The organism is Anaerotignum sp., from assembly GCF_030625865.1.
In the GTDB taxonomy this organism is placed as follows: Bacteria; Bacillota; Clostridia; order Lachnospirales; family Anaerotignaceae; genus Chakrabartyella.
The window spans coordinates 1-12,545 of record NZ_DAOUQB010000012.1; the positions used below are offsets into that span (position 1 = coordinate 1).

14 protein-coding genes are annotated in these 12,545 nt (G+C 38.6%); 3 read left to right on the forward strand and 11 right to left on the reverse strand.

Translation table 11 applies throughout. The features are described 5' to 3' along the window. The 8 genes from P9Q65_RS04965 to P9Q65_RS05000 form a co-directional block, all read right to left on the reverse strand. The coding region (locus P9Q65_RS04965; RefSeq protein ID WP_304508268.1) for a hypothetical protein at positions 1-255 on the reverse strand (255 nt) is incomplete at its 3' end. Positions 256-278: 23 nt separating this feature from the next. Further along, entirely contained in the window at positions 279-809 is a 531-nt protein-coding gene (locus P9Q65_RS04970) for a hypothetical protein (protein ID WP_304508269.1), read from the reverse strand. A 364-nt stretch (positions 810-1,173) separates the two neighbouring features. Continuing rightward, positions 1,174-2,166, reverse strand: coding sequence for a phosphate acyltransferase PlsX (gene plsX, locus P9Q65_RS04975; RefSeq protein ID WP_304508270.1), 993 nt, complete (start codon positions 2,164-2,166; stop codon positions 1,174-1,176). Positions 2,167-2,275: 109 nt separating this feature from the next. Next, positions 2,276-2,455 (reverse strand): 50S ribosomal protein L32, encoded by a 180-nt coding sequence (gene rpmF, locus P9Q65_RS04980; protein WP_066051981.1) that lies wholly within the window; start codon positions 2,453-2,455, stop codon positions 2,276-2,278. A 2-nt stretch (positions 2,456-2,457) separates the two neighbouring features. Beyond that, on the reverse strand, positions 2,458-2,964 hold the full coding sequence (locus P9Q65_RS04985) for a YceD family protein (RefSeq protein ID WP_304508271.1): 507 nt from the start codon (positions 2,962-2,964) through the stop codon (positions 2,458-2,460). A 47-nt stretch (positions 2,965-3,011) separates the two neighbouring features. Continuing rightward, complete coding sequence (locus P9Q65_RS04990) at positions 3,012-4,208, reverse strand: acetate/propionate family kinase (RefSeq protein WP_304508272.1); 1,197 nt, start codon at positions 4,206-4,208, stop codon at positions 3,012-3,014. 95 nt (positions 4,209-4,303) lie between these two features. Further along, positions 4,304-5,305, reverse strand: coding sequence for a phosphate acetyltransferase (gene pta / locus P9Q65_RS04995; protein ID WP_304508273.1), 1,002 nt, complete (start codon positions 5,303-5,305; stop codon positions 4,304-4,306). Positions 5,306-5,500: 195 nt separating this feature from the next. Beyond that, complete coding sequence (locus P9Q65_RS05000) at positions 5,501-6,547, reverse strand: ATP-binding protein (RefSeq protein ID WP_304508274.1); 1,047 nt, start codon at positions 6,545-6,547, stop codon at positions 5,501-5,503. A 444-nt stretch (positions 6,548-6,991) separates the two neighbouring features. Here P9Q65_RS05000 and P9Q65_RS05005 point away from each other — a divergent pair, with 444 nt between their 5' ends. Continuing rightward, on the forward strand, positions 6,992-8,218 hold the full coding sequence (locus P9Q65_RS05005) for a nucleotidyltransferase (RefSeq protein WP_304508275.1): 1,227 nt from the start codon (positions 6,992-6,994) through the stop codon (positions 8,216-8,218). Positions 8,219-8,398: 180 nt separating this feature from the next. Beyond that, positions 8,399-9,502 carry a nucleoside recognition domain-containing protein gene (locus P9Q65_RS05010; protein ID WP_304508276.1) on the forward strand — a complete coding sequence of 368 codons (1,104 nt, stop codon included), beginning with the start codon at positions 8,399-8,401 and terminating at the stop codon, positions 9,500-9,502. A gap of 3 nt (positions 9,503-9,505) precedes the next feature. Here P9Q65_RS05010 and P9Q65_RS05015 read toward each other — a convergent pair whose 3' ends face one another. Genes P9Q65_RS05015 through rsmD form a run of 3 tightly spaced genes read right to left on the reverse strand, consistent with a single transcriptional unit; the run spans position 9,506 to position 11,056 of the window. Continuing rightward, the gene (locus P9Q65_RS05015) at positions 9,506-10,009 is read right to left on the reverse strand and encodes an ATPase (RefSeq protein ID WP_304508277.1); all 504 of its coding nucleotides are present in this window, start codon (positions 10,007-10,009) and stop codon (positions 9,506-9,508) included. A gap of 10 nt (positions 10,010-10,019) precedes the next feature. Beyond that, positions 10,020-10,499 carry a pantetheine-phosphate adenylyltransferase gene (coaD, locus tag P9Q65_RS05020; protein ID WP_304508278.1) on the reverse strand — a complete coding sequence of 160 codons (480 nt, stop codon included), beginning with the start codon at positions 10,497-10,499 and terminating at the stop codon, positions 10,020-10,022. Then, positions 10,496-11,056, reverse strand: a complete 561-nt coding sequence (gene rsmD, locus P9Q65_RS05025; protein WP_304508279.1) for a 16S rRNA (guanine(966)-N(2))-methyltransferase RsmD — start codon at positions 11,054-11,056, stop codon at positions 10,496-10,498. Before rsmD ends, coaD begins: the two co-directional genes overlap by 4 nt. A 476-nt stretch (positions 11,057-11,532) precedes the next feature. On the opposite strand from rsmD, the gene P9Q65_RS05030 reads away from it, so the two are divergent. Continuing rightward, positions 11,533-12,387, forward strand: coding sequence for a hypothetical protein (locus P9Q65_RS05030; RefSeq protein ID WP_304508280.1), 855 nt, complete (start codon positions 11,533-11,535; stop codon positions 12,385-12,387). Positions 12,388-12,545: the final 158 nt, after the last annotated feature.

Sequence of the window (12,545 nt, forward strand, 5' to 3'; positions counted from 1 at the left end):
GTTTTGGAAGCAGTTACCTGATAAATCATAAGTGGTCTCCGACTTTTTTTCGTAATTCCCCTTAATAAATATATCCATGGGCTGATTCATTAAATAAAAGTCACCATCGTCCACCATAACGCTTATTGTATATCCTTCATATGAATATGTACCATAAAAAGAACCAGTTAACACAGGTGTATCAATAATTTTTTTGATCAGTAAACTACAAAGTATAATTAAAATAACTAACATTAAAGTTCGTTTATATTTCATAACAGCTCCCGTTTTATTTTATATTATTTTACAAATAACAGATAAAATGTTTCGTCAATTTCTCTTACATAAGACCTTTTTCCAACATATTTCCAAGGCAAGCTTGATCCTGCTAATCGTTCATAAACCTTATAACCTGTAACTTCAACCGTTCGTTCCACGCCCAATTTATAATAATGCCCATCAGCTGGTACATCAATGCCTTTTCCGCCTACGCCCGATGTTGCGGTTCCAATACTCAAAGCAAAGCCAATTGGAACCCCTCCTATACTCACAGAAAAACTGGTGCTTTCTCCACCATCTTCCCAAATAAGCTTCCCAGTACCGCCTACAAATCGAGTTCCCTCTGGTAATTGTCCTCCCGCTGCCCCCAGGTCATACGTTTTTCTGACAGGCTTTCCTATTTTTTCATATTTTGTTTCCATTTCATGAGCTCTTGTAGAAATCTGCGTTTCTTCAGCTGTTTGATTAGGTATTTCCTTGGCATATGCAGGCGCACTAATGCTTAACACACAAACTGTGCAAAGTAACAGTTTTGCAATATTTTTCTTCATAATCGTTCCTCCTTATAATTTCACAACACTCTTATTTATGATTTTTTAGAAGAACTGTGCAAAATTTAGAGAAGGCCTTCCGTGAACTTGTTGTCACTTCTTCTGCCCTAATCATAATATATATATATATTGTCAATAAATACCAATCATTTAAGCTAAATAGATATCGACAAAATACTACATTTGTAATACACATCCGCTCCATTCCCGTTTTACCAGATTTTTTAGCAGGTTGCTCAAATAAAAAAGCCACAAAAAAATTGCGACTTTTTAACAATAACATAACCTTTTATTTACGCATGCTCAATGATATATAACCCATTCCGCTCGCCAAAAAGATAACCGGCTTTCAACAGATCATCCGCTACATCTTATCCTTAATTTTCTCCACAATATCCGCCTCGGTAAACAATACACACTGGCGAACTGCGTTCTTTATCGCCCTCGCATTAGAGCTGCCATGAGCCTTAACCACAAGAGATTTCAACCCAATAAAAGGAGCGCCCCCAATCTCATCGGAGTCAAAACGCTTTTTCACATTTTTAAAGGGCGTTTTCAGCATTGCAGCCGCAAGCTTATATGTACCTGCAGTAATTTCTTCTTTAATAATGTCAATTAGAGTTTTGCTTAAGCCTTCCGCAAACTTCAAAATGGTATTTCCAACAAAACCATCACAAACAATTACATCTGCCTCACCAAAGGGGATATTCCTAGGTTCAATATTTCCTGTAAAATTGATGTCCTCACTTACTTCCAGCAATTCATAAGCTTCTTTAGTCAATGCATTGCCTTTTTCTTTTTCTGCACCGATATTCACCAAAGCTATCTTGGGCTGTGCCTTGCCAAAAATATTCTCCACATAGACAGAACCCATTTTTGCAAATTGCTCCAAATATTTCGCCTTACAATCTACATTTGCACCACTGTCTAAAAGGAAGGTAAATCCTGTTTTGGTAGGCAGACAAGTACCCAAAGCCGGCCGTTCCACCCCTTCCAGTCGTCCCACAATTAATAATGCCCCTGTCAGAAGAGCACCAGTGCTTCCCGCAGATACGAAGGCATCCGCTTCACCGTTTTTCACTAAATTAAGTCCCACAACCAAAGAGGAATTCTTTTTTCTACGGATGGCCGACGTGGGCACTTCATCCGTACCAATAACTTCTTCCGCATGGACTACTTGGATACGCTCTTTGGAATAATCATATTCCGCCAGCTCAGCTTCAACTACATCTTGACGACCAACAAGCTTAATATCCACTTCCAATTCTTTAACAGCAGCCACAGCCCCTTTCACAATCTCAACAGGGGCCAGGTCACCACCCATAGCATCTAAGGCTACAATTACTTTTTTACCCATGAAATCACCCATTTCCTTTCTTTTCTTAATTCAGTATAATGAAATTTCATAAAAAAAACAATACATAAGAAGAAAAGACAGCATATATGCTGTCTTTTCGAATCTGACATTAGTCAACTTTGATAATTGTTTTTTTGTTATATGCGCCACAAGCTTTGCAAACCTGATGAGGTGTCATCAGTTCACCACACTTGCTGCATTTTACCAAGCTAGGAGTTGCAATTTTCCAACTCTGTGCTTTTCTCTTATCTCTTTTAGATTTAGACACTCGTCCCTTGGGTACAGCCATTTCTACACCTCCTCGTCAACATTGAAAAGAGCTCTTAAACTTTCAAACCTCGGATCTATATAGGTCGTATCGCATTCACACGCACCCTCATTTAGATTCTTTCCGCAAATAGGGCATAATCCCTTACAATCTTCGCGACAAAGAACCTTCATAGGTAAAACGCCTATGATACCCCTTTTGACAAAGTCCGTAAGATCAATTTGATCTCCCGAAAAAGTTTCTGTCTCTTCGTTTCCTCTGCCTGTATGAGCAAAACGTTCCTTGATCTCGAAGCAAAGCTCTTTTCTGACAGGCGCAAGACAACGGTCACACCTAAGACCGACCTCTGTATTGCCCTTTGCTTCAAAAACGAAAGTCTCATTTTCGTTTTTAAGAGTTCCCTCTATCTTTACAGGCTGCAAAAATTCCACAACATCGGGATAATCCGATGTATCATTGATTTGCTCTGTCAACACAACGGGCATAGATATCCCATTTTTGCCAAACAATTGAGCCATTCCAAGTAACATTCAAATCACCCCATAGTCGTACCTAAAATATTATACTGAAAGGGTTCTTATTTGTCAAGAAGTTCCTTTGTATCTCTTGCAATTACCAATTCTTCGTTTGTAGGGATAACCAAAACTCTTACTCTGGAATCAGGAGCAGAGATTTCCATTGCTTTTCCTCTCAAACAGTTGTTGTAAGAATCAATATGAACACCTAAATAGCCCAAATAATCACAAATTAATCTTCTTGTAGAACCGGAGTTTTCGCCTAAGCCTGCTGTAAATACGATACAGTCAACGCCATTCATTGCTGCAGCATATGCACCAATTCTCTTTGCTACCTTATAAGCGAATACCTCTAAAGCTGCTTCAGCTCTTGTATTGCCGTGTTCACTTGCATCTTCGATATCACGGAAATCGCTGGATACACCAGAGATACCCAAAACACCGGATTTCTTATTCAGAATATTATCCATTTCCTGTGGTGTCAATTTTTCTTTTTCCATCAAGAATGTTATAACAGCAGCGTCAACGTCGCCGGCTCTCGTACCCATTACAAGACCTTCCAAAGGTGTAAAGCCCATGGTTGTATCAATGGACTTACCGTTTCTTACTGCGCAGATGGAACCGCCGTTACCCAAGTGGCAAGTAATTGTTTTTGTCTGATCATAAGGTCTGTCCAACATCTTTGCAGCTTCTTCGGAAACAAATCTATGGCTTGTCCCGTGGAAACCATATCTTCTGATTTTATATTTTTCATAGTATTCGTAAGGGATTGCATACAAATATGCTCTTTCAGGCATTGTCTGATGGAAAGCTGTATCAAAAACACCAACCTGAGGTACACCTGGCATAATCTTTTCACATGCAGCGATACCAATTAAGTTCGCAGGGTTATGCAAAGGCGCCAATTCGCTGCATTTTTCCAAAGCATCTTTTACAGCGTCGTCAATAATTACAGAACTAGCAAAGTATTCCCCACCGTGTACTACACGATGCCCTACTGCATTAATTTCTGTCATGCTCTTAACTACACCATATTCAGGGTTAGTCAAAGCAGCCATAACTTTTCTTACAGCAACATCATGATCTTCCAAATATTCCTCAAAAACCACATCCTCCTTGTCAGCAGGCTGATGTTTTAATCTAGAACCTTCGATACCAATTCTTTCGCAAAGGCCTTTTGCCAATACTGCTTCATTTTCCATATCGAAAAGCTGATATTTCAAAGAGGAACTGCCACAGTTCAATACAAGAATCTTCATTGTTTTCTCTCCTTCATAATGTACCTTTTTTTATCTCAAATATACGTACTATATTGTATTCCCTTCACGAAAAAGGGCAAAAATCAAGTAAAGAATTATTTACCCATTACATGAGCCTGAACAGCTGTCATAGCTACTACAGCAACAATATCATTAGCAGAGCAACCTCTGGATAAATCATTTACAGGCTTTGCAATCCCCTGCAGAACAGGGCCGAAAGCTTCTGCTTTTCCAAATCTCTGTACCAATTTGTAGCCAATATTGCCGGCATCAATGTCAGGGAAAACTAAGCAATTCGCTTTACCAGCAACAGGGCTTTGAGGTGCCTTTAATTCGCCAACTTCTTTTACGATTGCAGCATCCAACTGGATTTCACCATCCAATTTAACTTCAGGATATTTTTCCTTTGCAATTTTAACAGCTTCCACTACCTTTGTAACATCAGCATGTTTTGCGGAACCCATTGAAGAGTGGCTTAACATAGCAACTCTTGCTTCTTTTCCTACAAATGCAGCATAGGATTTTGCAGAGTCACCAGCGATACAAGCCAATTCAGCAGGTGTAGGATTCTGATTCAATGCACAGTCAGCGAACAGCAAAATACCGTCGTCACCATATTCAGGTGTCTGTGTTACCATGATGAAGAAAGAAGATACCAATTCTGTGCCGGGTGCAGTTTTCAAAATCTGCAACGCAGGGCGAAGTGTATCCGCTGTAGAATGGATTGCGCCGGAAACCATACCGTCTGCAACACCCATTTTAACAAGCATTACCCCAACAAACATGGAATCATCCAAAAGAAGCTTTTTCGCTTCTTCTAATGTCATTCCTTTGCTTTTTCTAGCTTCAGCAAGACCAGCAACCATTTCGTCCATTCTATCATAGTTTTCAGGATCAACAAAAATCGCCTTGGACACATCAAAACCGCCCGCAGCTTCAGTGATTTTTTCTTTGTTGCCGATTAATACAATTTCAGCCAAACCATCTTTTAAACATTCAGCTGCCGCTTCTAAGTTTCTTTTTTCATAGGATTCAGGTAAAACAATTACCTTCTTATTGGCTTTCGCCTTTTCTTTCATTAATGCTAAAAAGTCCACAGTAAAAAACCTCCTAGTTGATTTGTAGAATTTTCTTTTGTTACCCACATCTATATTATTATAAACAAAATGTCCCACCCATACAAGGGAAAAGAGATAAAAAAATGGCTGAAATTTACTCTTTTTTTCAGCCATCTCGCAACTTTTTGCCAGAAAATAATACCCAAGTCCCTAATTATGATAAAAATAATTTCGTTATGCAACTACCGGAAATTCCATAAAAAATGTAGTTCCCATATACTCTCGACTCTCTATTCGCACCGTTCCTCCCAAAGAAGAAACCGCAGCATTCACCACATCAAGCCCTACGCCTCTCCCGGAAAACATGGTAGCCCTGCTTTTTGTTGTAAAACCCGGACGAAGTAAAAATGAAAAGATTTCATTATCTTCATAGTCTTCTTCCGGCTTTTTCAAAAGCCCTTTTTCCCGTGCCGTTTGCAATATGCCGTGCTTATCCAAACCTCGACCATCGTCACGGAAAACAACAAATATCCTCTGTCCCGCTTTCTGTATTTCAACGGAAATTTCTCCCACCGGCGTTTTCCCCATTCGTTCTCTCACAATGGTACTCTCTAACCCATGGTCCATGCTGTTTTTCATCATTTGCATTACTGCCATGGAAATCTTCTCATAAATATCCCTTGGAACTTCCGTTTCCGCTCCCGATATTTTTACAACAAATTCCTTTGACAATTCTCTGCCCATGATATTGGCAAGCCGTTCCATTTGGGGTATCAATGTGCTGAAATTTGTGTAAGGAATAATCTGTTTTCCCTTTCTGGTATATGAAATTTGATAGCTGGGGCCTTCCGGCTCATTGTCACTGTCTACATGCGCTAAAAAGTTTTTAATTCTACGCACCACCGCCCATCCAAAATCCGTAACCTCATCGTCCGTTTCCATACGCCGAAGTTCTCTTTTTAAAAATCCGGATACCATACGCAGCAACTGCAAGATTAATTTTAAGTCATTTTGTGCAGGATTTTCTTCTTCGCGCAAATAAGAGAACAAGTCTTCTGCACTGTGGGCAGTTTCCGAAATAGACGGATATCCCATCATGGATGCAGAACCCTTCACGCTATGCATCGTACGAAATAAGCTGTCTACTTCTTCCCTAGAAACAAAAAATTCTTCTCCTTTTGCCTTTTCCTCTATGAAGTTGTCGATTTTATCTATATTTTTCCAAGTTTCTTCCAAAAAAATATCCTGCAAGAATTCCGGATTATCTACAAACTTCTCCACATTATCAGCCTCTAATCATAAACTATTAACTAGAATTATACCCTTTTCTCCAATTTTTTTCCAGCTAAATCTTTAACTATTTTATAATAATTCTTTAGTCTTTTTTCGTTACTTCACATATAAGTCTATTTTTGTGCCATAAATCAACATTTTCTATCTCATCTGTCCTATAAAACTTAAGAAGAAATGTTTTGATTATCCGTGACTAAAACTTTTGTGATATATGTGATATAATAATTAAGGAAAGATTTTATTCCTCGTCACATTAAATATTTAGAGAAAATAAAGAAAAAACCAATAATTTTCTTTTTAAACCTTACATGTCAACTGATTTTTTCATTATATTAATATGTTAAGTGGCTTGGATATAATGTTCCAATGCATTCTTAACTTTTTATTTTTATTTGCAAAATAGCATTGTATTTGAAAAAGGGAGATGTAAAAATGAAAACACTGGGTATTATAGCAGAATATAATCCTTTTCATCTTGGGCATCAATATATGATAGAAGAGGCAAAAAAAAAGAGCTGTGCCGACCGAGTTGTTGTAGTAATGAGCGGTAGTTTTGTGCAAAGGGGGGAACCAGCTCTTTTTGACAAATGGACAAGAACCAAGGCAGCTTTAACAAACGGTGTTGATATGGTTTTAGAACTTCCCGTTCTTTTTGCCGCAGCCAATGCCGAAACTTTCGCCAGCGCAGCCGTACGAACTTTGGAAGAAACAGGAATCGTAGATACCCTTTGTTTCGGTTCCGAAAGTGGAAATCTTACTGTTCTAAAAGAAGCAGCCAAGCTTATGAGTAACGAAACAGAAGAATTTCGCTCTCTTTTAAAATCCCACTTAGATGAAGGAATGTCTTACCCTACTGCCCGTTCCAAAGCTTTAGAAACAATCTCAAATATAAACAGCGAAATTTTAAGTCAACCCAACCACATTTTAGGTTTGGAATACCTGAAAGCTCTTACACGTTATCATTGTAATATGATACCAATGACCATCAAACGAGAAGGTGCAGCCTATCACGCTACATCTTTGGAAGATAAATTTGCATCCGCATCTGCAATTCGCAAAGGGATTTTTGAAGATCAGGTTGACGAAGCTTTTAAGCAGGTTCCAGAAAATTGTATTGATTTATATAGCAAAACCCTTTCTTTAGGAACCGCTCCTGTTTTTTGGAACAATTATGCCGGGGCGCTAAACTATAAATTGAGAACCATGTCCAGCGAAGATCTCCGTGAAATTTTTGAAGTAACAGAAGGATTGGAAAACAGAATTCTTCGTTCCATAGACACCTGCTACAATATAGAGGATATCATTGATTTTATTAAATCCAAACGGTATACACGGACCAAAATTCAACGTATTCTCCTTCATATCCTACTGGATATTAAAAATACCGAAGTAGATTATTTCATAAAAAAACCCCTTATGCCCTATATTCGAGTTCTGGGTTTCCGCAAAGATAATGCCGAAATTTTAGGAGACCTTACTATGAATGCAAAATGCCCTGTACTAACCAATTTAAAAAAAGCTCCCGATGTGCTAAATGATGATGGACTGCACTTATTAGCCTTGGAAAAAGCCGCTACGGATCTCCATACAATGGCTGTGCCCAATCCTATTTATCGCAGTCCCAATCAAGATTTTACAATACCCATGGCAATTCTTTGACGTACGCTCCCGGACGCCCCCTTTTTTTGCGGCGAACCTCCGGAAAAGGAATACAAAGCATAGGAGCAACCATAAACTTGAAAGCTTTCAAAAGTTATTAATTCATATAGCCTTGCTTTTCATAGAATAGTCAGTTTAGGCATAAATTGTAACAATACATAACGGAAGAAGCTTTACAGAATGAAAAAAAATTCTTTTGTAATCGTCTGTGCTTGTTTTTTAGTCTTTGCCTTATTACGCTATCCTCAAGCTATGTTAGAAGCAGGTGCCAGGAGTGTTACCCTGTGGTTTAATCAGGTTTTGCCTTCCCTTTTCCCTTTTATGGTAGCTTGCGGGCTCCTGTTGCGTATGGGAGCCGCCGAAATAGTTGGCGAATGGCTAAGACCTTTGATGAAGCCACTCTTTGGGTTACCGGGAATTGCCGCTTTTCCCTTTTTTCTTGGCATTTTTTCAGGATATCCACTTGGCGCAAAAATTACAGCATCACTATATGAAGAAAAAAAAATCACTCTTTTGCAAGCAGAGCATATTTTAACTTTTTGTAACAATCCCGGTCCATTGTTTTTGGTAGGTACGGTAGGCGCTGCTTTTTTTCAATTGCCTTTTTGGGGATATATATTTTTAATTAGCTGCTTTTTGGGTGCACTTGCATCAGGAATATTATTTCGTTTATTTTATTCCGCTAAACACAGTTATGACTTTATTCCTTACCAGAAATCCCCTACTTCCTCCATCACTGAATGTCTCCCTCAAACCATAGCCGACTCTATTGATACTATCACACAAATCGGGGGATATATTATTCTTTTTGGTGTAGCTGTTGAAGCCTTTCACCAAACGGGGATTTTTCACTTTTTAGGACATCTCTTTTCTTTTTTGCCTGTTTCCCAGGAATTTCTTTGTGGAATTTGGGGAGGATTATTAGAAATGACCAATGGTACCTTTTTGTTAAGCAGCGCCCCTGACAGTCTCTACCTCAGGCTTACCGCCTCCTGTATGTTAGTGGCTTTTGGAGGGTTATCCATTCTGTGCCAAACGTTTGGAATTTTGCGAAATGTACCAATAAAAAAAAGCCGCTATATCGCGGCAAAAATTTGTAATTGCATTTTTAGTGGCGTTTTTTTCTTTGCCATGGCTCCATTTCTGGAAAAATATGTACTAAAAACAGTTCCTACCCTTAATTTACTGGCAGAAACTGCGTTTTCATTTCCTATTGTCTACATAAAATTCAGTATCTTCCTTTTTGCCTGCGCCTTACTCTTCACATTATACCAAAAAAGATAACGATTATTTGCCTAAACGCAGTTCCTGAATATTCTCAGCCAATACATTTAGCGTTTGGGCAAAATAATCATCGGTTTTGATACTTTCACTATACACAACCGCCTTTAGCTCCTTCAGCTTACCCTCCGCATCGGCTAATACACCCTCTGCATACTCCATAGCACCCAGACGCATTTCCTTTGAAGTTTTCTTTGCAGCATCAATAATTGCAGCAGCCTGCTCGTACGCTTTCTTCGTAACTTCATTATCATCAATCATACGAACCATACGATCCTCTGCATTTTTCATCAACTCGTCTGCTTCTCTTTGTGCATCAATCAAAATTTTGTTTCTTTCTTCAATTACCCACTTGGATTGCTTTAATTCATTGGGAAGCTTCATGCGAATTTCACTGATAATATCATAAATTTCGTCTTTATCCACGGATACCTTATTGCTAAAAGGCACCCCCTTGCTACTATCTAAAATTTCTTCTAATTCGTCTAACAACTGCAAAACAGAATCCATAAGCATTCCCTCACTTCTTGTATTTTTCTATAATAAAAGGTTTAATTTCTTGAGGAACCATAAAATCAATATTCCCGCCAAAAACCGCAACTTCCTTTACATTTGTAGAGCTTAGACTAATATGATCTTCGTCAGCAGCCAAGAAAACCGTTTCCATTTCCTTGCCCAGCTTACGATTAATCAAATACATCTGATACTCAGAAGCAAAATCAACCGCATTACGAAGCCCTCTCACCGCAACAGTCGCACCAATTTCCCTTGCAAAGTCAGCCAAAAGTCCGCTAAAAGAAGCAACCTCAATGTTTTCCATCTCTCCAAGAACAAGTTCCAATTGCTTTTTTCTTTCTTCTACAGTAAATAATGAACATTTATTTGGATTTTCCAAAACCGCAACAACCAGCGAATCAAACAGCTTTGCAGACCGTTTGATAATATCTAAATGTCCCAATGTAATCGGGTCAAAGCTCCCCGCATAAATCGCTTTTTTCATAAATCTTTTTCCTCCAGGCCGAGAAACGTCATAACCGTGGTTTTGTACTCCTTTTCACGCAAAACCCGAAGCCCTGAGATTGATGCCAGTGGAATTTGCGCCGAGCGCTCAACAATAATATAGCCATCTTCTTTTAATAATCCGCACCTTACAATTTCCAATAAAGTTGGCTCTGCCAAACCCATATCATAGGGCGGATCTAAAAAAATAATATCAAACACTTCCTCTTCTTTGGCAAGCTGTGCTAACGCATAAGGAACTTCTTGTCCAATTATCCTAGCAAACCTGTCCAACTTTGTGTGCCTTAGATTCTCCCGAATAATCTCATGGCACTGGGGGTTATGGTCTACAAAGACCCCTTCTGCCGCCCCACGGCTTATCGCCTCAATTCCAATTGCACCGCTACCCGCAAATAAATCCAAAAATCGGGACTCAGGCAAATCAAAAGCAATAATATTAAATAAAGTTTCCTTTATTCTATCTGTTGTGGGCCTTGTTGATAGCCCTTCAACCGTCTGCAGTTTTTGCCCTCTCGCCAAACCCGAGATTACCCTCATAACAAATCACCTATTACTCTCTGTTTCGATACATACATTAATACTATAACAAATAACTTTATAAAAAACAATATAAAACTCTTTCAATTTTTCGTCAAATCCTAACTATTTCAGCACTTCAATAATATATTCATTAGGCTTGCAACGCTTTTCCAAATATGATTTTTATACAAATGCACCTAAATTTCTTGATATTTAATAACTACTTCCCTTCTCTGGAAAACTTTTCATATTTCGGTTTTTTTCACACATTTTTTGGAGACTAATTTTTTATTCATTCCCTGCCATTCTCATCTCTTTTACCCTTATGATGCTTTGGAAAACTTATTTCCCAATTAAAAGGAAATCTTTGTATTTCCCTTTAACTTTCTTACTTAAAATTTCTTGGAATTTGTGTCATTGTCCAATCACCTTCATATTATGTAGTACGTGAACGTTCTCTTAATTAATAAAAATAAAATTTAGGAGGTATTTTTATGGCAACTTTTCAAAACCAAGCAACCCTTTCCTATAACGGCAATGTAACCAATTCAAATGTTATTTCCGGCGAACTGTTAGATGTAATTTCCGCCACCAAAACCGCGGTAGTAAATAGTTATACTGCGTGTGACAATATCACTTATATCATCAGCATCGTAAACTCCGGAACAACAGCTTATACCGGATTAACCATTACTGATGACTTAGGCTCTTATGTAGTTGGTACACTTACTTTAGTACCACTCACCTATGTAGCAGGTTCTATTCACCTTTATCTTAACGGCATAGCTCAGGCAGCTCCAACTGTAACTGCCGGTCCGCCATTGGTAATCTCCGGAATTACTGTTCCAGCCAATAGCAACGTAACCATTATTTATGAAGCTACCGCAAACCAGTATGCTCCTTTAACTACAGGTGCAACCATTCTAAATACAGCTACAATTGATGGTGGTGGATTATCCAGTCCAATTGAAGTAGATAATACAGCTACCGTTGACAATACTGCGATTTTGTCTATCACAAAATCTCTGTGCCCTACAACCGTATCGGAAAACGGACAAATAACTTATACCTTTACCATCCAAAATGCTGGCAATGTTGCAGCAGTAGCAGGTGATAATGTGGTTCTTACAGATACCTTCGATCCTATTTTGGATCCAATTTCCGTAACTTTCAATGGCACTGCTTGGGTTGATCCTACGAATTACTCTTATGACAACACAACAGGCGTATTTGCAACTGTAGCTGGCCAGATTATTGTGCCTGCAGCAACCTTTACCCAAGATCCAGCAACTGGCACTTGGGTAGTTACCCCCGGCGTAGCTACGTTAATTGTAACCGGAACTGTCTAACACTTGGAAAATGAACACAACAAAAAGCAAAAGAAAGACAGCTTTAGAAAATTGTCAGTCTTCTTCTTGGATGATTGAGGAAAGTTTGAATAGCTTAGAAACTCAAATTAAATCAGAGCTTTCATTAATGTATAGATCTAACTTGATTCGCGTCAATC

Excerpts from the sequence above, each read along its gene's own strand:
- coaD (WP_304508278.1), bottom strand. The coding sequence starts at position 10,499 with ATGAAAAAAGCGATTTATGCGGGGAGCTTTGACCCGATTACATTGGGA.
- P9Q65_RS05005 (WP_304508275.1), top strand. The coding sequence starts at position 6,992 with ATGAAAACACTGGGTATTATAGCAGAATATAATCCTTTTCATCTTGGG.
- plsX (WP_304508270.1), bottom strand. The coding sequence starts at position 2,166 with ATGGGTAAAAAAGTAATTGTAGCCTTAGATGCTATGGGTGGTGACCTG.
- rsmD (WP_304508279.1), bottom strand. The coding sequence starts at position 11,056 with ATGAGGGTAATCTCGGGTTTGGCGAGAGGGCAAAAACTGCAGACGGTT.
- P9Q65_RS04990 (WP_304508272.1), bottom strand. The coding sequence starts at position 4,208 with ATGAAGATTCTTGTATTGAACTGTGGCAGTTCCTCTTTGAAATATCAG.
- P9Q65_RS05030 (WP_304508280.1), top strand. The coding sequence starts at position 11,533 with ATGGCAACTTTTCAAAACCAAGCAACCCTTTCCTATAACGGCAATGTA.
- rpmF (WP_066051981.1), bottom strand. The coding sequence starts at position 2,455 with ATGGCTGTACCCAAGGGACGAGTGTCTAAATCTAAAAGAGATAAGAGA.
- P9Q65_RS05015 (WP_304508277.1), bottom strand. The coding sequence starts at position 10,009 with ATGGATTCTGTTTTGCAGTTGTTAGACGAATTAGAAGAAATTTTAGAT.
- P9Q65_RS04985 (WP_304508271.1), bottom strand. The coding sequence starts at position 2,964 with ATGTTACTTGGAATGGCTCAATTGTTTGGCAAAAATGGGATATCTATG.
- P9Q65_RS05010 (WP_304508276.1), top strand. The coding sequence starts at position 8,399 with ATGAAAAAAAATTCTTTTGTAATCGTCTGTGCTTGTTTTTTAGTCTTT.
- P9Q65_RS04970 (WP_304508269.1), bottom strand. The coding sequence starts at position 809 with ATGAAGAAAAATATTGCAAAACTGTTACTTTGCACAGTTTGTGTGTTA.